This is a genomic window from Streptomyces ferrugineus (assembly GCF_015160855.1).
Classification (GTDB): domain Bacteria; phylum Actinomycetota; class Actinomycetes; order Streptomycetales; family Streptomycetaceae; genus Streptomyces; species Streptomyces ferrugineus.
In genome coordinates, this window is the sequence record NZ_CP063373.1 from 2289444 (window position 1) to 2314477 (window position 25034).

Genomic DNA, 25034 nt, shown 5'->3' on the forward strand with positions numbered 1-25034 from the left:
TGTCTGCCATCCGAGTGTTGTGTACGCGCCAAGCGAGTGTCGTCACCGGCCAGTCCAATGCCTCATGCATCCATCGGCAAGGGGAGGACCGGATGACCATCACCACAGACCCGCCCCAGCACAGCCCCGAACTGCGCGCGGCCGCCCGCCATATCGGCCGGCGTCGCTTCCTGACCGGCACCGGCGCGGCCGCCGCGCTGGCCTTCGCCGTGAATCTGCCGGCGGCCGGCACCGCGAGCGCCGCCCAGCTCGACCCCCGTGAGATCACCGACGACCCCTTCACCCTCGGCGTCGCCTCCGGTGACCCGCTGCCCGACTCCGTCCTGCTGTGGACCCGCCTCGCTCCGGCCCCGTACCAGCCCGACAGCGGACTGCCCGCCCAGCGGGTCACCGTGCACTGGGAACTGGCGCACGACGAGGCGTTCACCCGGATCGCCAGACGCGGCGCGGCCATCGCCTACCCCGAGTTCCACCACAGCGTCCACGTCGAGGCCGGCGGCCTCGACGCCGACCGCGTGTACCACTACCGCTTCCGCGCGGGCACCTGGATCAGCGACGCGGGCCGCACCCGCACCGCCCCGGCGCCGGGCGCCGCCGCGAGCTCCCTCACCTTCGCCGCCGTGTCCTGCCAGTCCTACACCGACGGCTACTTCACGCCGTACCGCCATCTCGCGCAGGACGACGTGGACGTGGTCTTCCACCTCGGCGACTACCTGTACGAGTACGCCGTCAACTCCGTCGGCGGCTACCGCAACTACACCGACCGCACCCTCCCCGGCCTGTTCAACCGCGAGACGGTGACTCTGGAGGACTACCGGCTGCGCTACGCCCTGTTCAAGTCCGACCCCGACCTCAGGGCCGCGCACGCCGCCCACCCCTTCGTCGTCACCTGGGACGACCACGAGACCGAGAACAACTACGCCGACGACACCCCCGAGAACAGCGTCCCGCCGGAGGAGTTCCTGCTGCGTCGGGCCGCCGCCTACCGCGCCTACTGGGAGAACCAGCCCCTGCGCCGCCCGCAACGCCCCGCAGGACCCGACATGCAGCTCTACCGGCGCCTCAAGTGGGGCAGCCTCGCCCAGTTCGACGTGCTGGACACCCGGCAGTACCGCTCCAACCAGGCCTACGGCGACGGCGCCCAGCTCCCCGGCCCGGAGATCGACGACCCGGCGCGCACGATGACCGGCGCCACGCAGGAGCGGTGGCTGCTGGGCGGCTGGCGCGAGTCGACGGCGCTGTGGAACGTCGTACCGCAGCAGGTCGTCTTCTCCCAGCGCCGGTTCGACCTCACCACGCCCTCACGGGTGTCCATGGACGCCTGGGACGGCTACCGCGCCTCCCGCCGCCGGGTGCTGGACGGCGCCAAGGCCGCCGGCATCGAGAACCTGATGGTGCTCACCGGCGACGTCCACGTCGGCTACGGCTTCGACATCAAGGACGACTTCGACGCCCCCGACTCCGCCACCCTCGGCACCGAGATCGTGGCCACCTCGATCGCCAGCGGCCGCGACGGCGCCGACCGGCCCGCCAACTGGGACACGTACCTGAAGGCCAACCCGCACCTGCGCTTCTACAACGGACGGCGCGGCTACGTGACCGTCGCGCTGGGACAGGAGCTGGCGCGGGCCGACTTCAAGACGGTCCCGTACGTGACCACACCCGGGGCGCCGGTCTCCACGGCCGCGTCCTTCGTGACACAGGTGGGGGAGCAGGGGCTCAAGCCGGCGTGAGTTCCGGCGCCTCGCCGACGGTGTCCTCGCCCGGGTAGCGCACGCCGACGCGGTCCCGGATCGCGTCCAGCGTCCGCATCACGGCCAGCGTGCCCGCCAGCGGGACCAGCGGGGACTCGGTCTCACCGGCCCGCAGGGCCCGCATCACCTCGGCGGCCTCGTGCCGCAGGCTGTTACGGGGCCCGTCCGCCGGGTCGGCCGTGAACTCCTCGGGGTCACGGCCGTCCCGGTGCAGCACGAACCGGTCCGGGAAGAAGAACCCGGACGGCACGTCGATCCGGCCGCCCGAACCGGTGACCGACGCGGAGGTCGCCGTACCGCCGACGATGGAGCAGTGCAGCGAGGCGAGCGCGCCGCCGTCCCACGAGAGCAACGCCCCCGTCTGCAGATCGACGCCCTCCGCCGACAGCGCCGCGCGCGCCGTCACGTCCGACGGCTCCCCGAGCAGGAGATGGGCGAAGGAGACCGGGTACACGCCGAGGTCCAGCAGCGCGCCGCCGCCCTGTGCCGGATCGCGCAGCCGGTGCGCGGGCGGGAAGGGACCGGCCAGCCCGAAGTCGGCCTGGACATGGCGCACCTCGCCGATCGCGCCGTCGTCGACCAGGGCCTTCAGACGCCGGACCAGCGGGTTGCAGTACATCCACATGGCCTCCATCAGGAAGCTGCCGCGCGCCCGGGCCAGCGTGACGAGTTCCTCGGCCTCGCGCGCGTTGATCGTGAACGCCTTCTCGCACAGCACGTTGCGCCCGGCCTCCAGGCACAGCCCGGCGGCCTCGCGATGCGCCGAGTGCGGGGTGGCGACGTACACGACATCGATGTCGCCGTCCTCGGCGAGCGCGCGCCAGTCGCCGTACGCGCGGGAGATCCCGAACCGTTCGGCGAACGCGTCGGCGGACTCCTGCTTGCGCGAGGCGACGGCCACCACCTCGGCGTCGGGCAGGTCGACCAGATCCGCGGTGAACGCGGCGGCGATCCCGCCGGTAGCCAGAATCCCCCACCGCACGCGCTGCTCGCCCATCGCGGTCCCACCCCTCGTTCATGTGACCCTCGGCACTCTGTACGAGCTGAGAGCATAGGGGGCGGATCACTCGGAGAGGGAGGGGCACATGAGCGACCGCGGGGGGCCGATACAGGACGTGTCGCAGTCGGCGGCACCGACGGCGAATCAACCACCCACCCGCTCCCTCCGTACCACCGGCCTCCTGGTCACCTTCATCCTCGGCGGACTGACGGCCACGCCCCCGCTGGCGATGGACATGTACCTCCCGGCGCTCCCCGAGGTCACCGGCTCCCTGCACGCGCCCGCCGCGACCGTCCAGCTCACCCTCACCGCCTGCCTGGCCGGCATGGCGCTGGGGCAGTTGGTGGTCGGCCCGATGAGCGACCGCTGGGGCCGCAGGCGACCACTCCTGGCGGGCCTCGCGGTGTACGTCGTGGCCACCGCGCTCTGCGCGCTGGCCCCCACGGTCCAGCTCCTGGTCGCCTTCCGGCTGGCGCAGGGGCTCGCGGGCGCGGCGGCGATCGTGATCGCGCGGGCGGTCGTACGCGATCTCCACGACGGCCTGGCGATGGCCCGCTTCTTCTCCACCCTGATGCTGATCTCCGGGGTCGCCCCGGTCGTGGCGCCGCTCATCGGCGGGCAGATCCTGCGGGTGACGGACTGGCGGGGCGTGTTCGTCGTGCTCACCGTGCTCGGGGTGCTGCTGGCGGGCCTCGTCTGGCGCAGGCTCCCGGAGACCCTGCCGCCCCAGGACCGGCACGCCGGCGGTGTCGGCGAGGCCCTGCGCGCCATGCGCGGCCTGCTCGCCGACGGCGCCTTCGCCGGGTACACCCTGGCCGGCGGGTTCGCGTTCGCCGCGCTCTTCGCGTACATCTCGGCGTCCCCCTTCGTGATCCAGGAGATCTACGGCGCCTCGCCGCAGACCTTCAGCCTGCTGTTCGGTCTCAACTCGGTCGGCCTGGTGGCGGTCGGCCAGATCAACGGCAAGGTGCTGGTGGGACGGGTGAGCCTGGACCGCGTCCTGGGCGCCGGCCTGGCCGTCGTCATCCTGTCCGCGACGGCACTGCTGCTGATGTCCGTCGGCGTCTTCGGCGAGGTGGGCCTGGCACCGGTGGCCGCGGCTCTCTTCGTCCTGATGTCCGCGATGGGCATCACTCTCCCCAACACCCAGGCCCTCGCCCTCCAGCGCACCAAGCACGCCGCCGGGTCCGCCTCCGCGCTGCTCGGCACGTCCTCCTTCCTCATCGGCGCCGTCGCCTCGCCCCTCGTGGGCGTCGCCGGAGAGGACACGGCCGTCCCGATGGCCGTCGTCCAACTGGCCGCAGCACTGGTGGCGCTGGCCTGCTTCATGGGAATGTGCCGTCCTTGGAACAGACGTGCGGACAGACGTGCGGGTGCGGAGGGAGCGGACAGCTGAGCGCGCCGAGACTGCGCGGGGACACACCGGAGAAGGCCGGGCTCGACCCCGAGGAGATCCGACAACTCGTCCGCGAGGTCCACGACCTCACCACCGGCCCACGCCCCTGGGCGGCCGGAGCGGTGCTGATCGTGGGGCGGGGGCCGTACGTCGCCGTCGAGGAGGCGATGGGCTGGGCGGTGCGGTACGCCGCCTACGACGAGGAGAAGGACGAGGGCGTGGAACTCCCGCCGGACTCCCGCATCCCGATGACCACGTCGACCCCCTTCGACCTGGCCTCCCTCACCAAGCTGTTCACCTCCGTCGCCGCGGTGCAGCAGATCGAGCGCGGCACGCTGGGCATCGACGCGCGGGTCGGGGCGTATCTGCCGGACTTCCGGGCGGCGGCCCGGCACGGCGTCACCGTGCGCCAGCTGCTCACGCACACCTCCGGGCTGCGGCCGGAACTTCCCCTGTACGACTGCGCGGACGACGCGGAGCGCCTGGAGATGCTGCGCGCCGAACCCCCGATCGGCGTCCCCGGCACCTACTGCTACTCCGACCTCAACCTGCTCCTGCTCCAGCACGTCCTGGAACGCATCACGAGCCGCACCCTCGACGTCCTGATCCACGACGGCATCACGCGTCCGCTGGGCATGACGGCGACCCACTTCGGCCCCTGCGCCGGCGCGGCGGCGACGGAGGACCAGCGCCGGCCCTGGGCCAAGGCGGACCGGGGGATGCTGCGCGGCACGGTCCACGACGAGAACGCCTGGGCGCTGGGCGGGGTGGCGGGCCACGCGGGCCTGTTCGCCACCGGCCACGACCTCGCGGTCTTCTGCCGCGCCCTGCTCTCCGGGGGCGCGTACGGCCCCGCCCGCATCCTGGGCCCCGACTTCGTGGAACTCCTGCTGACCCCGCCCGGTCTGGGCTTCGCGGTCGACCAGCCGTGGTTCATGGGAGAGCTGGCGGGCCGGGGGGCGGCCGGGCACACGGGCTTCACCGGGACGTCACTGGTACTGGATCCGGCCACGGACTCGTTCCTGGTACTGCTGGCGAACACGGTGCATCCGCGGAGGCGGGGGGCGGACAGCGGGCCGCGGGCGCGGGCGGGGTCGAGGGTGGCGCGGGCGATGCGGTAGCGGCGGGGAGAGTTTCTCCGCCCCCGCCGCCCCTACCCATTCCCGTCCCCCAGGGGCTCCGCCCCTTCGACCCCGCCAGGGGGCTCCGCCCCCTGGACCCCCGCTCCTCAAACGCCGGAGGGGCTGGATTTTCAGCCCGTCCGGCGTTTGAGGACGAGGCCCGTTCAGGGCCGAAGCGGGGGTCTGGGGGCGGCAGCCCCCAGGGGACGGGAATGGGTAGGGGCGGTCGGCTCCGCGCCGGTCGCGCTCGTAGAATCGCCGGGTGAACGCCCCCGTCCCCCCGCCCGCCGAAACCCTGCGCAGCGCCCTCGCCGCCCTCCTCGACGGCCTCCCGCCCCACCGGGCCACCCAGGCGGTCGACCGGCTGATCGCCGCCTACCGCGGAGCGACCCCCACCCACACCCCCATCCTCCGCGACCACGCAGACGTGGCCGCCTACGCCGCCTACCGCATGCCCGCCACCTTCGAGGCCGTCCACGCGGCGCTGGAGGCGTTCGCACGGGCCGTACCGGACTGGACCCCCACCGGCCACATCGACGTCGGCGGCGGAACCGGCGCCGCCACCTGGGCCGTCACCGCCACCTGGCCCGGCGAGCGCAGCGTCACCGTGCTGGACTGGGCCGAGCCCGCCCTGGAGACCGGCCGGGAGATCGCCGCCGTCAACCCGGCGCTGAGGCAGGCCCGCTGGCAGCGCGCCCGCATCGGCCCGGAGCTCACCCTCGACCCCACCGACCTCGTCACCGTCTCCTACGTCCTCAACGAACTCACCGCCCCCGACCGCACCACCCTCCTCGACACCGTCGCCTCCGCCGCGCAGGCGGTCGTGATCGTCGAACCCGGCACCCCCGACGGCTACACCCGCGTCATCGAGGCCCGCGACCGCCTCATCGCCGCCGGCTTCCACGTCGCCGCCCCCTGCCCGCACAGCGCCGCCTGCCCCATCACGCCCGGCACGGACTGGTGCCACTTCGCGGCCCGCGTCAGCCGCTCCTCGCTGCACCGCCGGATCAAGGGCGGCTCCCTCGCCTACGAGGACGAGAAGTTCAGCTACGTCGCCGCCACCCGCCGCCCACCCACCCCGGCCCCCGCCCGGGTCGTACGCAAACCCCAGATCCGCAAGGGCCAGGTACTCCTCGACCTCTGCGAAACCGAACCGTCCCTACGCCGCACCACGATCACCAAACGCCACGGCGACCTCTACAAGTCGGCCCGAGACGCCGACTGGGGCGACGCCTGGACCCCGGAGGGCGACACCCCCTAGGGGAGTGTTTTGAAAGTCCCGCACGGCACTTGCGGCGCCCGGCACGCACCCTCGCCGCACCGGCTGTGACAACAGCCGCTGCCGCGGCGGGCGCGGGCACCGCACCGGACCTTCAAAACACCCCTTGGCACCGAGCCCATCGCGCCAGCGTCGCCCGTGCCTGCGCCCGGTCGGCGGGCGGCAGGTTCTCGATCTTGGCGCTGTGGTTCCCGCCCGGTACGTGCAGGACCCTGGAATCGGGGCCACCGGGGCGGAAGGGCTCGGCGACGGAGGGGTCCATCGTGCCGTTGACGAACAGCAGGCGGCTGCCTCGGCGGCGCACCCAGCGGTCGATGTCCGGCATGGCCGTGGAGTCGAACCGCATCGGGATGTCGCGCGGCACGAAGGTGCGGGGCCGGGTGTGGTCCCGGTACCGCAGCAGGCCGGTCAGATGCGGCGCCGGCACCTCGGGGTAGCCGAGCTGGGTGCCGCACTGGTACCAGTACGGGATGTAGTTGCGCGCCGTCGAGTCGGCGTACAGGGACAGCCCGGTCGTACGGTCCAGCCAGTCGTACAGCTCGTCCGACGTGGCGTCCGGACCGGGAAGCGCGGCGAGGTCCGCCGCCTGCGCGCGCTGCCAGAACATGAACTGCGCGCGCACCACCGCGATCTCCAGCGCCTTGTCGGCACTTCCGACGAGGCGGAAGGTGTCCCCGGCGCCGGCCGCCCAGCCCTCGTAACGGGCGACCATCTCGTCGCGGCGCAGCAGGATGCGCCGCTGGGCCCCCTGCACCGCCTCGCGGTGTTCAGCGCTGCCCACGCTGTCCAGGAAGCGCACGTAGGCGGAGTCGTCCCGGTCGTCGACGTTGTTCGGGGCGCCGTACGCCACGGTGCCGTCCACGTCGTGGGGATGGAAGCGGCGGTGGTAGACCGCGGCCATGCCGCCCTTGCTGCCGCCCGCCGAGATCCAGGAACCGGGGTACAGATCGCGGAAGAGGCGGACGACGCGGTGATGGTCGTCCGCGGCCTGGCGGATCGTCAGATGGGTGTGGTCGAGGGTCGCCGGGCGGGACGTGCCGAAGTAGCGGTGCTCGATCTGGAGCTGGTTGGCGCCCAGCAGCACGGTCGGTTCGGCCCGCCAGGGCGTGAGTACGGCGTGGTATCCCGTCGTGGCGAGGACCATGGGGCGGTCCACCGCGGTGTGCAGCAGCGTGAGGCGCTGCTCGAAGGTGCCGGCCGCCGGGTCGGTGTGGTCCACCCGCTGACGCAGCCCGAGCACGAAGAACCGGTCACCCGACTCGGCCCCCGGCCGCTCCTCGACCACCCTCAGCCCCGGCAGCGCCCGTAACACACTGGCGACGTCGCCCCTCCCCGCACGCTCCCCCGGACTCCGTCCGGGGGGACCCCCGTCTCGCTTCGGTCGGCCCGCGGCCGACGCCGTCGAGGCCGTCGGCACCGTCGAGATCAGCGGCGCCGCCGACGCCGTGGTGATGAGCATGCGACGTCTCGTCCACCCGCGCATCGCGATTCCTCCGTCACTGTCCTGAGCTGCTGACCGCTTCAGTACAGCCGCCGTGCGCCGGGCGGGGATCCCGCACGAGAGGGGCCCGTCTCCCTCGGGCGGGGGAGACGGGCCCCCGCTATTTCTGCTTCTGCTGGAGCCTGCGCAGCAGTTCCCGCTTCTGCGCCGCGGGGTCCGTACCGCCGCCGATCCGGCTGCCCCGGCCCCCGCCGCGCAGCGCCTTGCGGCCGAGGTTCCGTCGGGTGCCGCCGACTCCGAGCATGTTTCCGCCGCCTCGGGTCATGGTGAGGCTCCTTTCGTTCATCCATCACTCACATCACTTGACGATACGTATCGTCTCGTTTCCGTCGCTCGATCAGGATCCGGCGAGACGCTCCGTCTTGTCAACTGATAAATTCGAGCCATGGCAGCCCAGAAGTCCGCCCAGAAGTCCCCCCGGACCGTCCCCAACTCCACCCGCCGCAGCGAGAAGTCCCGCCGCGCCATCTACGACGCCGCACTCGCTCTCGTCGGGGAGGTCGGCTACCCCAGGACCACCATCGAGGGCATCGCCGCCCGCGCCGGCGTCGGCAAGCAGACGATCTACCGGTGGTGGTCGTCGAAGGCCGACGTGCTGCTGGAGGCCTTCCTCGACCTGAGCGAGCAGGCCTCCCGGGACGCGGGAGCGGAGTACGAGTTCGCCATCCCGGACACCGGCGACCTCGCCGCCGACCTCAAGGCCGTACTGCGCCTCACCGTCGACCAGCTCAAGGACCCCCGCTTCGAGGCACCCTCCCGCGCCCTGGCCGCCGAGGGCGTGGTCGACGAGCAGCTCGGCCGGGTCTTCGTGGCCAAGCTCCTCGAACCCTCGCTCCAGCTGTACGTCGACCGGGTGCGCGCCGCCCAGGAGGCCGGCCAGGTCCGCCGCGAGGTCGACCCGCGCATCGCCCTCGAACTGTGGGTCTCGCCCCTCGCCCAGCGTTGGCTGCAGCACACGGGGCCGATCTCGTACGAGTACACCGACACCCTCGTCGACTACGCCCTGCACGGCATCGCATCGCGCACGGTTGGGGCGTAAATCCCGCCAAAACAGCTCATTACCGCTGATCCAGGGGGTGTGTACGCCTCGCCCCACCTACCCCGGTTGTCCGCTACGGCCCCCCGGAGCGCACGATAGTGGGACCATAGGGCATGCTGTTCCGCACGACAGCGAGGCGAGGGGATAGATGAGCGCGGAGTTGGGCGGCCGCACCGGCCTGCAGGGCAAACTCTCCCAGTGGCTGCGCGGACGCCGCCCCAAGGACACCACCGCGGACGACGGTGGTCGTGAGGCCCTGCTGCTGGCCGCCGCCGGAACGGGCCTGCCGCTCGCGCCCGCCGCGTACCCCGCCCCCGGCTACCGCTGCTCCTGCGACCGCGTCGGCTGTCCCACGCCCGCCCGGCACCCGGTGTCCTTCGCCTGGCAGACGCAGTCCACCACCGACCGCGCCCAGATCGAGCGCTGGGCCCGCCACCAGCCGCAGGCCAACTTCATCACCGCCACCGGCATGGTCCACGACGTGCTCGACGTGCCGCTGGAGGCCGGGCTCGACGCGCTGGAGCGGCTGCTCGGCGCGGGTGTCGAGGTCGGGCCGGTCGCCGAGAGCGACGACGGACGCCTGCTGTTCTTCACCCTCACCCGCGGCACCCCCGAGGACGAGGACGAGTGGTGGCCCTGCGAGCTGGACTGCCACCCCGAGACGATGGACGAGCACCCCGGACTGCGCTGGCACTGCCGGGGCTCGTACGTCCTCGTACCGCCCGCCCGGCTGCCCGGCGACGGTCAGACCGTGCACTGGGTACGCGGCCTCGAACACCCCTTGCCCGACCCGCTCAGCCTGCTGGAAGTCCTCACCGACGCCTGCGCCCGCCACGCCGACGAGGAGCCCGGCCACGTCCCCGCGGCCTGGCCCCTGCGCCACTGAGCCACCACGACGGCGGCGCTACTCGCCCTTCGCCGACGTCAGCCCCTGGGTCCGGCCGATGATCTCCACCTTCCCCGAGCCCTTCGGGTCCAGGGCCACCTCGTTCGAGATGATCTCCAGCGTCAGCGACTGCTTTATCTCGCCCGTCGTCAGGGCCTCCACCGCCTTGCCCGGCGAGGGGACGTCGGTGCCCGCGTAGGCCGTCCGCTTCTCGTAGTAGCGCGTGGTGAAGAACACCATCGCGCCACCGTCCGCGGTGCGCAGCGCCAGCGGGGCGTAGTCGCCGTCGGTCAGCGGCTCGTCGATGAACTGGCTGACCAGGCCGGGGCGCTTGGCGTCCTTCTCCCGGTCGGCACGCCAGGCGCTGGTGTGGCGACCGGGCGCGAAGGTGTCCCCGCCGTCCTTGAGGTAGCCGGCGTACTCCTTGCTCAAGTCCCGCGGCGGCACGGCCAGTTCGGTCGAGTTCGCGGGAACGGCCTCGGCCCAGCCGTCCTTGTCGGTCTTGAACTCCGGTACGTCGTCGGGGGCCGTCAGCGTCAGATACGCGGCCTCCCACGGCTCGTCCAGACCGTCCCGGGTGAACACGAAGAGCCAGCGCGCGCTGCCGAACTTGTTGCCCGCCGCGTCGGCCAGGAACCAGCGCGGCCAGCCCGCCTTCTTCGGAATCGTGTACTTGACGTCCGACAGCTTCAGCGGGGTGTGCTTCGCGTTGCCGCCGGGGCTGACCGCCTTGCTCGCCTTCAGCCGGGCGGCGTCGATGTCGCCCAGGGCGCCGGTGACGTAGTCGGCGTCGAGGGAGCTGTCGTACTCCTTGTCCGCCTCGTTGTACGCGACAGTGAACTGCTGGAGCGCCTTGGCGGCCTCCGCCTTGGTGGCCGAGGGGAGGATCTCCCGCTCCCCGTGGACCACCACGCACCCGCTCGCCGTCAACGACAAAGCGGTCACGGACGCCGCTATCAGTGCGCTCCGGTCAAGCCTGCGGAGCCTTCGAGGGCCGCGATCCCTGCTCATCAGGTCCCTTCACCTTCCCCTTCCCGGAGGCGAACCCTACCGGGGCCAGGAACAGCGCGAGCGTCGGGATCAGGTACAGCAGCCACACCGTGACCTGAAGGACGGTCGGATCCGCCTGGAAGTTGAACACGCCCTTCAGCAAGGTGCCGTACCAACTCGACGGGTCGATGGTGTCGGCAGATCGTGGAAGCCGTACGCCAGCACGCCCGCCGCCACGACGACCAGCATGCCGCCGGTCCAGGTGAAGAACCTGGAGAGGTTGATGCGCAGCGCGCCCCGGTAGAACAGTCGGCCGCGCGCACCGGCGCCCACACGAACAGGGCCGTCTCGATGCCCTCCTGGCGCACCGCCAGGGCGGTGCGCCGCATCCAGAGCGCCATCCACGTCACCAGGCCGACCGCGAGGAGCGACAGCGACCCGCCGAGCGCCTCCTGCGCCTCGAACGTCAGCTCCTGCGAGCCGAATTCGCGTCCCTACGGTCCGTCCTCACCAGATAGGCGATGAGTATGCAGACGACGAGGGACGCCTCCAGGCCCTCGCGCAGCTTCGCCCCCATGGAGAGGTCAAAGGACGGTCAAAGGTTGCGTTTCGGGGTCACCAGGACCGCACCCGTCCGAGGATGCGAGAGCACTTCGACCGGCTGGTCGTAGACCTCCGACAGCAGCCGCTCGGAGAACACCTCGGCGGGTGGCCCGTCGGCGGCGATCCGCCCGGCGCGCAGAATCGCGACCCGATGCGCGTACGCCGCCGCGAGACCCAGATCGTGGAGTACGACCACCACCGCGTCCCCGGCCCGCGCCCGCTCCCGGCACAACCGCAGCACCAGCTCCTGATGCCTGAGGTCGAGCGCCGCCGTCGGCTCGTCCAGCAACAGCAGCGGCGCGCGCTGCGCGAGCACCCGGGCGAGCGCGACCCGGGCCCGCTCGCCACCGCTGAGCGCGGAGAACGGCCGTACCGCGAAGCCGGTCACCTCGGCGGCGGCCATCGCCTCGGCGACGGCCAGATCGTCCTCGGCGGGGGAGACGGCATGGGGTGCGCGCCCCATCCGCACGACCTCCTCCACCGTGAAGGGGAAGGCCAGCGCCGCCGACTGCGGCAGAACGGCACGACGCAGGGCCAGTTCGGGGGCGGACCACTCGGCGGCCGGCCGGCCGTGAATCCGTACGGTGCCTCCGGCGACCGGCAGATCGGCGGCCAGCGCGCTCAACAGGGTGGACTTACCGGCCCCGTTGGGCCCGACGAGGGCGAGCACTTCGCCGGCGCGGACGGTCACGGAGACGCCGTGGAGCACGGGACGGGAGCCGAGACGAACGTGGACCGCCTCGGCGCGGGCGAGGACGTCGCCGGGTGAGGCGGGAGCGGGAGGGGCGGGACGGTGGCGGAGGAGTCTCATGAGGAGGGTGCTCCTTCAACGGAGGGTCACGTGCTGTCGCGGGCAGGGGCAACGCCCGTTGTTCAGGGGCGCGGGGCTGTATCAATTTGCGGCTCCGCCGCGCGGGCGCGACCAGCCCCCACACACCCGCAGCCGCCATACAACCTTCAGGCCCATCCCCCTTGCCGCCGCCGAGTCCGACGCAGCAGCCAGAAGAAGAACGGACTGCCGAGCAGCGCGGTCAACACCCCCAGCGGCAACTCCGCGGGCGCGGCCACCGTCCGCGCCACAAGATCCGCCGCGAGCAGAACCACCGCCCCCAGCAACGCGCTGCCCGGCACCAGAAACCGATGCCCCGGCCCCGCCGCCATCCGCAGCAGATGCGGCACGACCAGGCCGACGAAGCCGATGATCCCGGAGACGCTCACCGCCGCGGCCGTCAGCAGCGCGATGACCAGGACGAGAACGATCCGCAGCCGCTCCACGTCCACGCCCAGATGCCGCGCGGGTCCCTCGCCGAGGGCCAGCAGGTCCAGCCGGCGGGCGTACAGCGGCGCGACGGCCAGCCCGAGCGCGGCGCACGGCAGTACGGCCAGCGCCTTCGGCCAGGTCGCCTGGGAGAGCGAGCCGAGCTGCCAGAAGGTGATCTGCTGGATGGCCGCGGCGTCCGCGAAGAACAGGAACAGCCCGATCACCGCCCCGCCGAAGGCGTTCACGGCGATACCGGTGAGGATCAGCGTCACCACTTCCGTACGGCCGCCCGAGCGCGCCATGACGTATACGAGCAGCACGGTGGCGAGCCCGGAGACGAAGGCGAAGGCCGACACCGTCCAGGTGCCGAGGAAGCCGGCGTTGAGCGCGATCGCGCCGACCGCGCCGACCGCCGCGCCGGAGGAGACGCCGATGACGCCGGGCTCGGCGAGCGGGTTGCCGAACACCCCCTGCATCAGCGCCCCGGCACACCCCAGCGACGCCCCGATGAGCAGCGCGAGCACGATCCGCGGGAAGCGCACGTTCCACAGCACCGACTCGGCGACGCGGTCCGACTCGCCGCCGCCGAGCCCGACTTTGTGCTGGATGGAGGCGAGGACGTCCCCGACGGGGATCGGGTAGGCGCCGATCCCGGCGGCGACCGGCACGAGGACGACCAGGGCCACGCTCAGGCCGGCGGTCAGCAGCCACGCGGTGGTGTGCCGTCCGCGCGGCGGCGTCTCGGCCACCGCCCCGGACGGGGTGGCCTTCTCCAGTACGGTCATGCCGCATCCCGCCCGACCGAGACGATCCGGCGGATCCGGCGGTCCGCGCCGGCCCGAGGGACGTCCTCCCGCGGAACGTCCTCGCGCACGGCGGCGGTCCGCGGCGCGCCCGTCAGTCGTGTGCGCAAGCGTCGCACGGTCCCGTCCGTTCCTCTCGGTCCACTGCCGTTCCGGCCAGGGCAAAGCTTAGGTTAGCCTTACCTTTATTCGCTAGATCGCGAAGGGGAGTTGCCTGGCGCGGGACGGCTGATGCTTCAATCGTCCCGTGACTGACTACGACGTCCTCCGCGTCTTCTGCGGGCCGACCGGTGGATACGGCAACGAACTCGGCGTCGTCCGCGAGGGGTCCGTGCTGCCGGACCCCGCGGAGCGGCAGGCGTTCGCGGCGAAGCTCGGCTTCAGCGAGACCGTGTTCGTGGACGACCCCGAGCGCGGGATCATCGACATCTACACGCCCTCCGTACGGCTGCCCTTCGCCGGGTATCCCTGCGTCGGTACGGCCTGGCTGCTCGACGTCCCCGAACTGGTCACGCCCGCCGGGGTGGTGGGGGCCAGGGTCGACGGCGAGTTCTGCTGGATCGAGGCCCGCCCGGACTGGCCGCTGCCGCGCACCCTGCGGCAGTACGGCAGCGCGGGGGAGGTCGACGCTCTCGCCGTACCGCCGCCCGGGGAGTGGATCTATGCCTGGGCCTGGGAGGACGAGGCCGCCGGACGGGTCCGCGCGCGAGGGTTTCCCGGCCGTGGCGACGGCGTGGCGGAGGACGAGGCGACGGGCGCGGCGGCCATCCAGCTCACCCACCGGCTGGGCCGGGCGCTCAACATCACGCAGGGCGCGGGCTCACAGCTGCTGACGGCGCCCCAGCCCGGCGACTGGGTCGAGCTGGGCGGCCGGGTGGTCCTGGAGCGCTGACACCGCCTCACGCCGACAGCGGGAACTCCTCGCCCAGTGCCCGGAACACCGCCGTGTTCAGCGCGAACGCCCGCTTGCACTCCGCGACGACGCGCTGCTTCTCCAGGTCGTCCGCGCGCACCGCGTCCAGCAGTTCGCGGTAACCCCGCTTGAACGCCGCCGGGTTGGGGATGTCCTCGAAGACGTAGAACCGGACCCCGTCGCCCTTGCGGGCGAAGCCCCACGTCTTCTCCGCCTTGGCGCGGATGATCTGCCCGCCGGAGAGATCGCCGAGGTAGCGGGTGTAGTGGTGGGCGACATAACCGGCCGGCCAGTCGGCGGCGCACTCCCGCACCCGGTCCGCGTATGCCCGGGTGGCCGGGAGCGCCGACAGTCCCGCGCGCCACCGAGGACCCCGCAGATGCGCCAGGTCCCGCTCCAGGGCCGCCAGCCGGAACAGCTCCGGCCGGATGAACGGGCCGGCCACCGGGTCCGACGCCAGCCGCTCGGCGCCGGCCTCCAGGGCCTCGTACACGAACCACAACTGCTCGGTGTACCGCGCGTAGGCGTCCACGCCCAGCCTGCCGCCGAGCATGTCGCTCATGAACGTCGAGGTCTCCGCCTCGGTGTGCTCTTCGTGGGAGGCGGTGCGGATGACTGTCGAGAAGGAGTCCATGGCCGTATTTTCTGAGGTTAGGCTAACCTAAGTCAATAGGTTTGCCGACGCCGTGTCGGTAAAAGCGTACCGAGAAAACCCGCCCTCCGCAGAGGACGGGTTCTGCTGCCCGCTTCGGCTACGGCAGCGTCAGGATCTCCGCGCCCGTCTCCGTCACCACCAAGGTGTGCTCGAACTGAGCCGTCCGCTTGCGGTCCTTCGTGACGACCGTCCAGCCGTCGTCCCACATGTCGTACTCGTGGGTGCCCAGCGTCAGCATCGGCTCGATCGTGAAGGTCATCCCCGGCTGGATCACCGTCGTCGCGTGCGGGCTGTCGTAGTGCGGGATGATCAGGCCCGAGTGGAAGGACGAGTTGATGCCGTGCCCGGTGAAGTCCCGCACCACCCCGTAGCCGAAGCGCTTGGCGTACGACTCGATCACCCGGCCGATGACATTGATCTGGCGGCCCGGCTTGACCGCCTTGATCGCGCGGTTGAGGGACTCGCGGGTGCGCTCCACCAGCAGACGGCTCTCCTCGTCCACGTCGCCCACCAGGTACGTGGCGTTGTTGTCGCCGTGCACCCCGCCGATGTACGCCGTCACGTCGAGGTTGATGATGTCGCCGTCGCGCAGCACCGTGGAGTCCGGGATGCCGTGGCAGATGACCTCGTTGACGCTGGTGCACAGCGACTTGGGGAAGTTGCGGTAGCCGAGCGTCGAGGGGTAGGCGCCGTGGTCGCACATGTACTCGTGCGCCACCCTGTCCAGCTCGTCGGTCGTCACGCCGGGCGCGATCAGCTTCGCCGCCTCGGCCATCGCCCGCGCGGCGATCCGCCCGGCGACCCGCATCGCCTCGACGGTCTCGGGGGTCTGCACCTCCGGACCCGAGTACGGGGTCGGCGCGGGCTTGCCGACGTACTCGGGACGGCGGATGTTTCCGGGTACGGAACGGGTGGGAGACAGCTCCCCTGGTACGAGCAGCGACTGGCCAGACATGCAGCGAGTCTAAGACAGCGGCCATGGGGGACCATGACCGTGGCGATCTCAGTGGCGATCCCATGTGAAAGGAGCCGGTCATGGCCCTGTTCAAGAAGCGCACGGTCGGCAAACCGGGCGAGTGGTACTACTGCCTCGTCCACAAGAAGGTCGAGGAGGGCCCGGAGTGCCCGGCCAAGGACCGCTTCGGGCCGTACGCCAGCCGCGAGGAGGCCCAGCACGCGATGGACCTGGCACGCGAACGCAACCTGGAGTGGGAAACCGACCCGAGGTGGCACGACGCCCCGACCGGACCGGCGGACGAGGACTAGGGCCCGGCGGGTCAGCCCTCCGCCGGGGCCGGAGCCGGTGTGGTTGCCGATGTCGCGCGCTGCTCGCGCAGTCGTACCGCGTGCTCGTTGGTGCGGGCGTCGTACGTCATCAGCTTCGGCAGGCACAGCGCCAGCAGCCCCACCGCGCCCACGCACAGCAGCCCGCCCGACCAGACGGCGGTGCGCACCCCGCGCCAGGCCGCGATGCCGCCCATGTAGGTCTGGCCGAGCTGTGGGCCCACCGAGTACGACAGCAGCTCGATCCCGGCGAGCCGGCCGCGCAGCTCGTCCGGGATCGTCTGGTTCCACATCACGCCGCGGAAGATGCCGCTGACCATGTCGGCGGCGCCGCCCAGGGTCAGGAACAGCAGCACCAGCCAGACGTTCCCGGAGACACCGGCGGCCGCGACCGCCACGCCCCACAGCGCGGCCGCCAGCACGACGACCCGCCCGTGCCGGTACACCCGTGAGGTCCAGCCGCTGGTCAGGCTCACCAGCATCGCCCCGGCCGGGACGGACGCGTACATCAGACCGAGCGACCAGGGGGCGTTCAACTCGTCCGCGAGGAAGGGCAGTACGGCCAGCGGCAGCGCGAAGAGCATCGCCGCGATGTCGATGACGTACGTGCCGAGGAGCTCCTTGCGGCTCCAGGCGTAGCGCGCGCCCTCGGCGATGGCCTTCAACGACGGCTTCGCGGCCTCGTGCGAGGCGGGGGAGGGGGCGAGCCCGATCACGAACAGGACGGAGACGACGAAGGTCACGAGATCCGCGCCGTACGCCCAGCCGAGCCCCGCGTACGCCACCACCACACCGGCCAGGGCGGGGCCCGCGACCCCGCCGACCTGCCAGCGCAGGGCGTTGAGGGCGGCGGCCGCCGGGAGGTGGTCGTGGGCGACGATCCGGGGCAACAGGGCGTCCAGGGCGGGACGCTGGACCGAGACCAGCGCGGAGGACAGGGCGGCGACGACGTACAGCGGCCAGATCGCCGGAACCGGAAGCAGGGCGTTGAGCAGCAGGACGGCGCTCAGCAGGCCCTGCCCGGCCTCCGTCCACACGATCAGCTTCCGCTTGTCGAGCGCGTCGGCGAGCGCGCCCCCGTACAGCCCGAACACCACCAGCGGCACCAGCTCCACGGCCCCGATCGCCCCGACCGCCGCGGCGGACCCGGTCAGCTCCTTGATCTGCACGGGCAGCGCGACGAACGTCAGAAAACTCCCGAAGGACGAGACCAGCCCCGCCAGCCACAACTTCCGGAAGTCGGCGGAGGCCCGCCAGGGGGTGAGGTCGGGCAGTACGGCCCGGAGCCGGGAGGGGGTGGGGGAGTCGTCGGTCACGAAGGGCCATGCTCGAAGGGCGCGGTACCGGAGGCAACCGGTTTTGCGGCCCGGTGGCCGGTGGGCGCCCTACCAGCGCGGCGGTGGCGGTGCCGTCAGCGACTCCGCCAGGCGCGACAGACGGTCCCGCAGGCGGCTGCGTCCCCGCGCGGAGGGCACCGCGTTCTCGCCGGCCGCCGCGCTCACCAGGTGCTGCACCGTGTCCAGGTCCAGCTCCGCGCCCTCCGGCACGACCAGCCGCTCGTGGGCCATCGCCGTCAGCTCGCCCTCGCCGCTGCCGAGCGCCAGCACCGTCGCCCCGGCCCGCCGCACGTCGTGCACCCGTTCCAGCAGCGGCGCCCCCGGCCGGTCCGGCGACACCACCAGCAGCGTCTCCCCGCGCCGCGCCGCCGCCAGCCGCCCCAGGCCCACCGCCAGATGCGCCGGATCCGAGGCGCGCGCGTCATGCCGGACGAGGGTCGGGGCCAGCTCCGGCGTCCCCGACCACGCGGCCTCGTCCACCAGGTGCGCCGCCAGATGCCACGGCTCGTACTCCCGCGTCCCGACCAGCAGCAACCCGCCCCCGTGCGCCACCGCCGACGCCCGCAGCGCCCCCGCGAACCGCCGGGTCGCCCCCAGCCACTCGGTTCCGGCGAGCACTTCGCGCAGCAACGCGACACGTACGGCATCCATGCGGCCGCATCCTGCCGCAACCGACCACTCGTGACCCGGAGTTCACCACGAATTCGCCCAACCTGGGCAGAGGCCTTCGTTATCCCGCGCAACCACCCGCCATGTGCTACCCGCCATGTGCTACCCGCTGAGTGATATCCGCTGCGTGATACCGGCCATCCGAGGAGCCCCTCATGACAGAGACCAGCGTCCCGTTCCGCGCCGGCCGCGAGGGCTACGCGAGCTTCCGCATCCCGGCCGTCGTCGCCACCGCCGCCGGCACCCTCCTCGCCTTCTGCGAGGGCCGGGTCGACTCCGCCGCCGACCACGGGCACATCGACATCGTGCTGAAGCGCTCGACGGACGGCGGCCGCACCTGGGGACCCCTCGAGGTGGCCGCCGACAACAACTGGCACCTCGCCGGCAACCCCGCCCCCGTCGTCCTCGACACCGGCCGCATCCTGCTCGTCTACCTCCGCAACCACGCCGACGCCACCGAGGACGGCATCCTGCGCGGCGAGGTCTCCGACGCCGACGGCCGCCGGATCTGGGTGCGGTACAGCGACGACGACGGTGTCACCTGGTCCACCTCGAAGGAGATCACCGCGCAGGTGAAGCGGCCGGGATGGCGGTGGTACGCCACCACCCCCGGCCACGCCATCCAGCTCGGCACCGGCCGGGTCGTCGTCCCCGCCAACCACACCATCCCGCCCACCGGCGCCGACATCGGCACCGAGGCCCGGTACAACAGCGGCCACTGCCTGCTCAGCGACGACCGGGGCGAGACCTGGCGCATCGGCTACGTCGACGAGAACACCGACGGCTACATCAACGTCAACGAGACCACCGCCGCCGAACTCCCCGACGGCCGCGTCTACTTCAACACCCGCAACGACTCCATGTCCCCCGGCAACCGCGCCGACGCGTACTCCGAGGACGGCGGCGAGACCCTGGTGAAGCCCTTCCGCCCGCAGGCGGGCCTCATCGCCCCCGTCTGCGAGGCCAGTGTCCTGCACCTCCGTGACCCCGACGTCCTGCTCTACTCCGGCCCCGCCGACCCCGCCGCCCGCGCCCTGATGGCCATCCGCGCCTCCACCGACGGCGGCGTCACCTGGCGCTCGGCGCACACGGCGGACGGGCTGCCCGCCGCGTACTCGGACCTCGTACGGATCGACGCCGACACGGTCGGACTCCTGTACGAGACCGGCGACTTCGGCCCGTACGAGACCCTCACCTTCCGGCGGGTGCCCGTGACGGAGCTCACCTGACCCGTCGGGGTGCGTGGGGCGGACGTAAAGTCGGCCCATGACCTCTACCGACAGTGCACAGCAGCCCACCGACGCCCCCGCGAAGGCCCCGGCCAAGGACCCCTGGGATCTCCCGGACGTCTCGGGGCTCGTCGTCGGCGTGCTCGGCGGGACCGGACCGCAGGGCAAAGGCCTCGCCTACCGGCTCGCCCGGGCCGGCCAGAAGGTGATCATCGGCTCGCGGGCCGCCGAGCGCGCGCAGGCCGCCGCCGACGAGCTCGGGCACGGTATCGAGGGCCACGACAACGCCGAGACCGCCCGCCGCAGCGACCTCGTGATCGTCGCCGTGCCGTGGGAGGGCCACGGCAAGACCCTCGAATCCCTGCGCGAGGAGCTGGCCGGCAAGCTGGTCGTCGACTGCGTCAACCCGCTCGGCTTCGACAAGAAGGGCGCCTACGCGCTCAAGCCGCAGGAGGGCAGCGCCGCCGAGCAGGCCGCCGCCCTGCTGCCGGACTCCCGGGTGACGGCGGCCTTCCACCATCTGTCGGCGGTGCTGCTGCAGGACCCGGAGATCGCGGAGATCGACACCGATGTGATGGTGCTCGGCGAGGTGCGGGCGGACGTGGAGATCGTCCAGGCGCTGGCCGGCCGTATCCCCGGCATGCGCGGCGTCTTCGCGGGGCGGCTGCGCAACGCCCACCAGGTGGAGTCGCTGGTCGCGAACCTGATCTCGGTGAACCGCCGCTACAAGGCACACGCGGGGCTCCGCGTCACGGACGTATGAGGCGATGGGGGACACTGGTCGCGTAGCAGTGTCCCCCGAAGGAGCCGAGTGAAATGCCCCGCCTTGGTGTCTATGCCCTGATCGTCTGTGTGCTCGCCGTGGCCGCGGCCGTGGTCTCCTTCGCGCGGGGCAGCTGGCTCGGGATCGTGTGGGTGCTGCTGGCGGGGCTGTCGTCGAACATGACGTGGTACTACGTCAAGCGGGCCAGGGACGCCCGGCGGGACTCGGTCACGGGCTGATCGAGCAGACCTCGTTGGCGTCCCGCCAGAAGCGGAACATGTCGTAGCCGCAGTACGTGTCCAAGTCGCTGATGCCCAGCCCCCGCAGCACGGCGTCGATCATGTCGAAGAACACACCGTTGACCTCCGGCACCCACAGCAGCGCGAACACGAACAGCAGGCCGAACGGGGCGAACGGCTCCACCTGGCGCCTGATGCCGTGCGACAGCCAGGGCTCGACCACGCCGTAGCCGTCCAGGCCCGGGACCGGCAGGAAGTTCAGGATCGCGGCCGTGACCTGGAGCAGCGCGAGGAAGGCGAGCGCGAACCGGAAGTCCCGGGGGACACCGTCCAGCGCGTCCAGCCAGAACGGCGCGGTGCACACGACGGCGAAGAGGACGTTCGTCAGCGGGCCCGCCGCCGAGATCAGACTGTGCCGCCAGCGCCCCCGGATCCGCCCGCGCTCGATGAAGACGGCACCGCCGGGAAGACCGATGCCGCCCATGATCACGAAGATCACCGGGAGCACGATGCTGAGCAGCGCGTGCGTGTACTTCAGCGGATTGAGGGTGAGATAGCCCTTCGCGCCGATCGAGATGTCACCGCTGTGCAGGGCGGTACGCGCGTGTGCGTACTCGTGCAGACACAGCGACACGATCCACGCGGCCGTCACGAACAGGAACACCGCCAGCCCGGGCTGCTCGGCGAACCCGCTCCAGGTGGCCCAGCCCGTCACCGCCATGACGGCCAGAATCCCGAGGAAGACGGGGCTGATCCGCCGCTCGCTGCGGCGGCTGAGGGCGGTCGTCATGAGGACGGGCTCCTGTGGGGACGGGACGGGAAGGACCTGCCCGACCGTACCGGGCGTACGGGGAAAACGTCTCGCGGTGGGGTGGTGGTTCCGGGGAGGGTGGGGTCATGGGCCCCGGCAGGGGCGCTCGGCCGCCTCGGCGCGGCCCGCGCCCCGCCGAGCCCCCCAACCCTGTGACCGCCCCGACTCCACCAGAGACAATGGATCCCGTGCGCTATCGCATCCTCGGCACCACCCAGGTACTACGCCCCGACGGCCGCCCCGTTCCGGTCGGCGGGGCGCGGCTTCGCGCACTGCTGACCGTGTTGGCGCTGCGGGGTGGGCGGACCGTCACCGTGGGGCTGCTGGTCGACGAGGTGTGGGGCGCGCAGCCGCCCACCGACGCCACGGGCGCGCTGCAGGCGCTCGTCGGACGGCTGCGGCGGGTCCTCGGGGCGGACGCGATCCTCTCGACGGAGGGCGGCTACCGGCTCGCCGCCGCGCCCGACGAGATCGACCTGCACCGGTTCGAGCGGCTCGTCGGCGAGGGCACACGCGCGCTGGCCGACGGCGACCCCGCCAAGGCGGCCGGCATCCTCGACGACGCCCTCGCCCTGTGGCGCGGCCCCGCCCTCGTCGACCTCCCCGACCGCACCGCCGAGGCGGCCCGCCAGGAGACCCGCCGCCTCGACGCCCTGCGCGCCCGGCACGCCGCCGCCCTCGCCCTCGGCCACGCCGAGCAGTCCCTGCCCGAGCTGACCGCCCTGTGCGACACCCACCCGCTCGACGAACCCCTCCAGGCCCTGCGCCTGCGCGCCCTGCGCGACGCGGGCCGTACCGCGGAGGCACTGGCCGCCTACGAGGACGTACGCCACCTCCTGGCGGACCGGCTCGGCTCGGACCCGGGTCCGGAACTGCGGGCCCTGCACGGGGAGTTGCTCCGGCCGACGCAGGAGGCGTACCGCGCCGGCCACGACACCGCGACCGAGGCGGAGGCCCGCCGTCCGAGGCCCGCGCCCACGTCACCCCCGCCCACCGGCAACCTCCGCGCCCGCCTCACCTCCTTCGTCGGCCGGGAGAGCGACATCGATGCCATTCGCGGTGACCTCGCCACCGCCCGGCTCGTCACCCTGCTGGGCCCCGGCGGCGCCGGGAAGACGCGGCTGTCGCAGGAGGCCGCCGAGACCGCGCGGGACGTGGCGCCGGACGGGGTGTGGCTGGCCGAGCTCGCGCCGGTCGACGACCCGGAGGCGGTACCGGAGGCCGTGCTCACCGCCGTCGGCGCCCGCGAGACCGTGCTGTACGGCGCCGGCGCCGAGGCCATGCGGGCGGCGAACGAGCGGCACGACGACCCCGTGGAGCGGCTCGCCGAGCACTGCGGCAAGCGCCGGATGCTGCTGATCCTCGACAACTGCGAGCATGTCGTGGCGGCCGCCGCCCGCCTGGTGGAGGAGGTGCTGGAGCGCTGCCCGGAGCTGACGGTGCTGGCCACCAGCCGCGAACCCCTCGGCGTACCGGGGGAGTTGCTGCGCCCCGTGGACCCGCTGCCGCAGCCCGTCGCGCTGCGGCTGCTCGCCGACCGCGGGGCAGCCGCCCGGCCCGGGTTCCGCACTCAGGACGACCCCGAGGCCTGCGCCGAGATCTGCCGGCGGCTCGACGGACTCCCGCTCGCCATCGAGCTCGCCGCCGCCCGCCTGCGCATGCTGACCCCGCGCCAGATCGCCGACCGGCTCGACGACCGCTTTCTGCTGCTCACCTCCGGCAGCCGCACCGTCCTGCCCCGCCAGCAGACCCTGCGGGCCGTCGTCGACTGGTCCTGGGAGCTGCTGGACGAGGACGAACGGGAGGTGCTGCGCCGGCTGTCCGTCTTCGCCGGCGGCTGTGACCTCGCCGCCGCCGAGGCCGTGTGCGGACCCGCCGCGCTGGTGGCGCTCGGCTCGCTCGTCGACAAGTCCCTGGTGGTGGCCGCGCCTTCGGGCGACGGCGAGATGCGCTACCGGCTGCTGGAGACCGTCGCCGAGTACGCGGGCGAACGGCTCGACGAGACCGGGCGGCGGGCCGAGGCCGAGCGCGCGCATCTGACGTACTACCGCGAACTCGCCCGCGCCTGCGACCCGCTGCTGCGCGGCCCCGGTCAGTTCGCCACCATCGAGCGGCTGGAACGCGAGTACGAGAACCTGCGCACCGCCCTGCGGCACGCCGTCGCCGACCGCGACGAGCAGGAGGGGCTGTGCCTGATCCTGTCGCTGGCCTGGTACTGGCAGATGCGTGACCTGCGCGTCGAGGCCCGCAACTGGTGCCGGGAGGTCATGGCCCTGGGCCCCGACCCGTTCACCGATCCCGTCCGCCCCGCCGCCCCCGTCTGGGAGCGCTGCACCGACACCCCGCCCCCATGGACCGGAGAGACCCTCGAAGAGGCCCGGCGCGGTGTCCATCTCGCCCATCTGGCCTGCATGGACACCGAGCTGGACGCCTGGGAGAACCCCGCCGCGCAGGCGAAGCTGCGGGCCATCTCCGCCACCTACGAGCCGGGCCTGCCGCAGACCTGCCGCATCCCCGGCTCCCTGTGGGTCTTCGCCGTCATGCTCACCGGGGACATCGAGCGGATGCGGACGGTCGTCGACGCCACCGTCCGTACCTCGCGCGAGACGCCCGGATACGAGTGGGAGCTCGCCGCGAGCCTGCACTGGCGCGCCAATCTGCTCGCCAACCGCAGCGACTGGGCGGGCGACGCCACCCGTGACGCCGACGAGGCGCTGGAGATCTACCGCCGCCTCGGCGACCTGTGGGGCACCGCCGAGGCGCTCTCCTCGCGGGCCGAGTGCCATGAGCGCAGGGGGCGCCACGACCTGGCGGGAGCCGACTACGAGGCGGCGATCGAGATCGCCGAACGGCTCGGCGCCCGGGCCCAGCGGGCGGTGCTCCAGGCCAGGCTCGGCAGCGCGCTGCTGGAGACCGGGGAGGCCGAGCGCGGTGAACGGATGCTGCGCGAGGTGATCGCCGTGCGGGACGGCCTGAGCAACGAGGGGATGCCCGCCGCCCGGCTCTTCCTCGCCGGCCGGCTCGGCATGACCGGCCGGATCCCCGAGGCGCGCGAGCAGCTCCGGTTGCTGCGCGAGGAGTTCCGTATCGCCCACTTCATCCTCTTCGACGCCTTCATCCTCGGCTCGGAGGCCTGGGTGGAGGCGGCCGACGGCCGGTACGAGGACTGCCTGGCCAAGGCCCGCCAGGCGCTGGAGCGCGCCCGGGACCCCTTGTCCGAGGCCATCGCCCCGCACATGCGGGCCGTGTTCCTGCACATCGCCGCGGTCGCCCTCGCCCATGTCGCCGACGGGAGCCGCGCGTCCGACGGCGCCCGCGCTCTCGCCGCCGGCGACGCGCTGCTGCCGGCCGGACATGTCCCGACGGCCATCGAGCGCGAGACGTACGCCTGGGCCGAGCGGGCCCTGCGCGCCGTACTCGACGACGAGGCCTTCGAGGCGGCGTACGCGCAGGGCGGCGGCCTGTCCCCCGAGGAGGCCGCCGCCCTCGTCTGACGCGCGC

At 72.6% G+C, this 25034-nt stretch carries 24 protein-coding genes and 1 pseudogene; 12 read left to right on the plus strand and 13 right to left on the minus strand.

The window, feature by feature from the left end:
• The first annotated feature begins 92 nt into the window (after window positions 1–92).
• Window positions 93–1733 (plus strand): alkaline phosphatase D family protein, encoded by a 1641-nt coding sequence (locus IM697_RS10405; protein WP_194046830.1) that lies wholly within the window; start codon window positions 93–95, stop codon window positions 1731–1733.
• Here the strand turns inward: IM697_RS10405 and IM697_RS10410 are convergent.
• Window positions 1720–2751, minus strand: a complete 1032-nt coding sequence (locus tag IM697_RS10410) for a Gfo/Idh/MocA family protein (RefSeq protein ID WP_194046832.1) — start codon at window positions 2749–2751, stop codon at window positions 1720–1722. The two genes, IM697_RS10405 and IM697_RS10410, sit on opposite strands and share 14 nt — an antisense overlap.
• Window positions 2752–2839: 88 nt before the next feature.
• On the opposite strand from IM697_RS10410, the gene IM697_RS10415 reads away from it, so the two are divergent.
• The 3 genes from IM697_RS10415 to IM697_RS10425 all read left to right on the plus strand — a co-directional run bounded on the left by IM697_RS10415 (window position 2840) and on the right by IM697_RS10425 (window position 6532).
• Window positions 2840–4150, plus strand: a complete 1311-nt coding sequence (locus tag IM697_RS10415; protein WP_194046834.1) for a multidrug effflux MFS transporter — start codon at window positions 2840–2842, stop codon at window positions 4148–4150.
• On the plus strand, window positions 4090–5271 hold the full coding sequence (locus IM697_RS10420; RefSeq protein ID WP_194046836.1) for a serine hydrolase domain-containing protein: 1182 nt from the start codon (window positions 4090–4092) through the stop codon (window positions 5269–5271). Before IM697_RS10415 ends, IM697_RS10420 begins: the two co-directional genes overlap by 61 nt.
• 262 nt (window positions 5272–5533) lie before the next feature.
• Complete coding sequence (locus IM697_RS10425) at window positions 5534–6532, plus strand: small ribosomal subunit Rsm22 family protein (protein WP_194046839.1); 999 nt, start codon at window positions 5534–5536, stop codon at window positions 6530–6532.
• A 112-nt stretch (window positions 6533–6644) separates the two neighbouring features.
• On the opposite strand, the gene IM697_RS10430 is transcribed toward IM697_RS10425, so the two are convergent.
• The gene (locus IM697_RS10430; RefSeq protein WP_228044615.1) at window positions 6645–8009 is read right to left on the minus strand and encodes a S28 family serine protease; all 1365 of its coding nucleotides are present in this window, start codon (window positions 8007–8009) and stop codon (window positions 6645–6647) included.
• 142 nt (window positions 8010–8151) lie between these two features.
• A complete protein-coding gene (locus IM697_RS10435; RefSeq protein WP_407699650.1) occupies window positions 8152–8295 on the minus strand; it encodes a DUF6243 family protein in 144 nt (47 codons plus the stop codon).
• Window positions 8296–8436: 141 nt separating this feature from the next.
• On the opposite strand from IM697_RS10435, the gene IM697_RS10440 reads away from it, so the two are divergent.
• Window positions 8437–9090 carry a TetR/AcrR family transcriptional regulator gene (locus IM697_RS10440; protein ID WP_194046845.1) on the plus strand — a complete coding sequence of 218 codons (654 nt, stop codon included), beginning with the start codon at window positions 8437–8439 and terminating at the stop codon, window positions 9088–9090.
• Window positions 9091–9238: 148 nt separating this feature from the next.
• Window positions 9239–9976: a bifunctional DNA primase/polymerase gene (locus tag IM697_RS10445; RefSeq protein ID WP_194046847.1), complete on the plus strand. Its 738-nt coding sequence runs from the start codon at window positions 9239–9241 to the stop codon at window positions 9974–9976.
• A gap of 18 nt (window positions 9977–9994) precedes the next feature.
• Here the strand turns inward: IM697_RS10445 and IM697_RS10450 are convergent, their stop codons facing one another.
• From IM697_RS10450 to IM697_RS45400, 5 genes and pseudogenes are all read right to left on the minus strand, one after another.
• Entirely contained in the window at window positions 9995–10987 is a 993-nt protein-coding gene (locus IM697_RS10450) for an SCO2278 family lipoprotein (protein ID WP_194046849.1), read from the minus strand.
• Window positions 10947–11543, minus strand: a pseudogene (locus IM697_RS10455) (FTR1 family iron permease). The gene IM697_RS10450 and the pseudogene IM697_RS10455 overlap by 41 nt, the downstream one beginning before the upstream one ends.
• A gap of 18 nt (window positions 11544–11561) precedes the next feature.
• On the minus strand, window positions 11562–12380 hold the full coding sequence (locus tag IM697_RS10460; RefSeq protein ID WP_194046851.1) for a heme ABC transporter ATP-binding protein: 819 nt from the start codon (window positions 12378–12380) through the stop codon (window positions 11562–11564).
• Between the two features lie 146 nt (window positions 12381–12526).
• Window positions 12527–13615: a FecCD family ABC transporter permease gene (locus IM697_RS10465; protein ID WP_194046853.1), complete on the minus strand. Its 1089-nt coding sequence runs from the start codon at window positions 13613–13615 to the stop codon at window positions 12527–12529.
• The gene (locus IM697_RS45400; RefSeq protein ID WP_265582711.1) at window positions 13612–13743 is read right to left on the minus strand and encodes a hypothetical protein; all 132 of its coding nucleotides are present in this window, start codon (window positions 13741–13743) and stop codon (window positions 13612–13614) included. The genes IM697_RS10465 and IM697_RS45400 overlap by 4 nt, the downstream gene beginning before the upstream one ends.
• A 137-nt stretch (window positions 13744–13880) precedes the next feature.
• On the opposite strand from IM697_RS45400, the gene IM697_RS10470 reads away from it, so the two are divergent.
• Entirely contained in the window at window positions 13881–14525 is a 645-nt protein-coding gene (locus IM697_RS10470; RefSeq protein ID WP_194046855.1) for a PhzF family phenazine biosynthesis protein, read from the plus strand.
• Window positions 14526–14532: 7 nt separating this feature from the next.
• On the opposite strand, the gene IM697_RS10475 is transcribed toward IM697_RS10470, so the two are convergent.
• Together IM697_RS10475 and map are read right to left on the minus strand one after the other, a co-directional pair.
• Window positions 14533–15180 (minus strand): biliverdin-producing heme oxygenase, encoded by a 648-nt coding sequence (locus tag IM697_RS10475; protein ID WP_194046857.1) that lies wholly within the window; start codon window positions 15178–15180, stop codon window positions 14533–14535.
• 118 nt (window positions 15181–15298) lie between these two features.
• Window positions 15299–16156: a type I methionyl aminopeptidase gene (gene map / locus IM697_RS10480; RefSeq protein WP_194046859.1), complete on the minus strand. Its 858-nt coding sequence runs from the start codon at window positions 16154–16156 to the stop codon at window positions 15299–15301.
• An 80-nt stretch (window positions 16157–16236) separates the two neighbouring features.
• Here map and IM697_RS10485 point away from each other — a divergent pair, with 80 nt between their 5' ends.
• Window positions 16237–16467, plus strand: coding sequence for a hypothetical protein (locus IM697_RS10485; RefSeq protein ID WP_194046861.1), 231 nt, complete (start codon window positions 16237–16239; stop codon window positions 16465–16467).
• 11 nt (window positions 16468–16478) lie between these two features.
• On the opposite strand, the gene IM697_RS10490 is transcribed toward IM697_RS10485, so the two are convergent.
• Both IM697_RS10490 and IM697_RS10495 read right to left on the minus strand, forming a co-directional pair.
• Window positions 16479–17801: an MFS transporter gene (locus IM697_RS10490; protein ID WP_194046863.1), complete on the minus strand. Its 1323-nt coding sequence runs from the start codon at window positions 17799–17801 to the stop codon at window positions 16479–16481.
• Between the two features lie 69 nt (window positions 17802–17870).
• Complete coding sequence (locus IM697_RS10495; RefSeq protein WP_194046865.1) at window positions 17871–18473, minus strand: hypothetical protein; 603 nt, start codon at window positions 18471–18473, stop codon at window positions 17871–17873.
• A gap of 173 nt (window positions 18474–18646) precedes the next feature.
• Between IM697_RS10495 and IM697_RS10500 the strand changes: the two genes are divergently transcribed.
• The 3 genes from IM697_RS10500 to IM697_RS10510 are packed head-to-tail and all read left to right on the plus strand — an operon-like array spanning window position 18647 to window position 20722.
• Window positions 18647–19720, plus strand: a complete 1074-nt coding sequence (locus tag IM697_RS10500) for a sialidase family protein (RefSeq protein WP_194046867.1) — start codon at window positions 18647–18649, stop codon at window positions 19718–19720.
• A 37-nt stretch (window positions 19721–19757) separates the two neighbouring features.
• A complete protein-coding gene (gene npdG / locus IM697_RS10505; protein ID WP_194046869.1) occupies window positions 19758–20483 on the plus strand; it encodes an NADPH-dependent F420 reductase in 726 nt (241 codons plus the stop codon).
• A 53-nt stretch (window positions 20484–20536) separates the two neighbouring features.
• Window positions 20537–20722, plus strand: a complete 186-nt coding sequence (locus IM697_RS10510; RefSeq protein ID WP_194046871.1) for a hypothetical protein — start codon at window positions 20537–20539, stop codon at window positions 20720–20722.
• Here IM697_RS10510 and IM697_RS10515 read toward each other — a convergent pair.
• Window positions 20712–21512 (minus strand): site-2 protease family protein, encoded by an 801-nt coding sequence (locus IM697_RS10515; RefSeq protein WP_194046873.1) that lies wholly within the window; start codon window positions 21510–21512, stop codon window positions 20712–20714. The genes IM697_RS10510 and IM697_RS10515 overlap by 11 nt on opposite strands.
• A 200-nt stretch (window positions 21513–21712) precedes the next feature.
• On the opposite strand from IM697_RS10515, the gene IM697_RS10520 reads away from it, so the two are divergent.
• Window positions 21713–25027, plus strand: a complete 3315-nt coding sequence (locus tag IM697_RS10520; protein ID WP_194046875.1) for an AfsR/SARP family transcriptional regulator — start codon at window positions 21713–21715, stop codon at window positions 25025–25027.
• Window positions 25028–25034 lie beyond the last annotated feature (7 nt).

Bases quoted from the DNA above. Each gene is read 5' to 3' on its own strand.
- IM697_RS10515 (WP_194046873.1), bottom strand. From the start codon at position 21,512: ATGACGACCGCCCTCAGCCGCCGCAGCGAGCGGCGGATCAGCCCCGTC.
- IM697_RS10500 (WP_194046867.1), top strand. From the start codon at position 18,647: ATGACAGAGACCAGCGTCCCGTTCCGCGCCGGCCGCGAGGGCTACGCG.
- IM697_RS10405 (WP_194046830.1), top strand. From the start codon at position 93: ATGACCATCACCACAGACCCGCCCCAGCACAGCCCCGAACTGCGCGCG.
- IM697_RS10460 (WP_194046851.1), bottom strand. From the start codon at position 12,380: ATGAGACTCCTCCGCCACCGTCCCGCCCCTCCCGCTCCCGCCTCACCC.
- IM697_RS10410 (WP_194046832.1), bottom strand. From the start codon at position 2,751: ATGGGCGAGCAGCGCGTGCGGTGGGGGATTCTGGCTACCGGCGGGATC.
- IM697_RS10435 (WP_407699650.1), bottom strand. From the start codon at position 8,295: ATGCTCGGAGTCGGCGGCACCCGACGGAACCTCGGCCGCAAGGCGCTG.
- IM697_RS10415 (WP_194046834.1), top strand. From the start codon at position 2,840: ATGAGCGACCGCGGGGGGCCGATACAGGACGTGTCGCAGTCGGCGGCA.
- IM697_RS10440 (WP_194046845.1), top strand. From the start codon at position 8,437: ATGGCAGCCCAGAAGTCCGCCCAGAAGTCCCCCCGGACCGTCCCCAAC.
- map (WP_194046859.1), bottom strand. From the start codon at position 16,156: ATGTCTGGCCAGTCGCTGCTCGTACCAGGGGAGCTGTCTCCCACCCGT.
- IM697_RS10520 (WP_194046875.1), top strand. From the start codon at position 21,713: ATGGATCCCGTGCGCTATCGCATCCTCGGCACCACCCAGGTACTACGC.
- npdG (WP_194046869.1), top strand. From the start codon at position 19,758: ATGACCTCTACCGACAGTGCACAGCAGCCCACCGACGCCCCCGCGAAG.
- IM697_RS10430 (WP_228044615.1), bottom strand. From the start codon at position 8,009: ATGCTCATCACCACGGCGTCGGCGGCGCCGCTGATCTCGACGGTGCCG.
- IM697_RS10450 (WP_194046849.1), bottom strand. From the start codon at position 10,987: ATGAGCAGGGATCGCGGCCCTCGAAGGCTCCGCAGGCTTGACCGGAGC.
- IM697_RS10475 (WP_194046857.1), bottom strand. From the start codon at position 15,180: ATGGACTCCTTCTCGACAGTCATCCGCACCGCCTCCCACGAAGAGCAC.
- IM697_RS10510 (WP_194046871.1), top strand. From the start codon at position 20,537: ATGCCCCGCCTTGGTGTCTATGCCCTGATCGTCTGTGTGCTCGCCGTG.
- IM697_RS10495 (WP_194046865.1), bottom strand. From the start codon at position 18,473: ATGGATGCCGTACGTGTCGCGTTGCTGCGCGAAGTGCTCGCCGGAACC.
- IM697_RS10445 (WP_194046847.1), top strand. From the start codon at position 9,239: ATGAGCGCGGAGTTGGGCGGCCGCACCGGCCTGCAGGGCAAACTCTCC.
- IM697_RS10465 (WP_194046853.1), bottom strand. From the start codon at position 13,615: ATGACCGTACTGGAGAAGGCCACCCCGTCCGGGGCGGTGGCCGAGACG.
- IM697_RS10485 (WP_194046861.1), top strand. From the start codon at position 16,237: ATGGCCCTGTTCAAGAAGCGCACGGTCGGCAAACCGGGCGAGTGGTAC.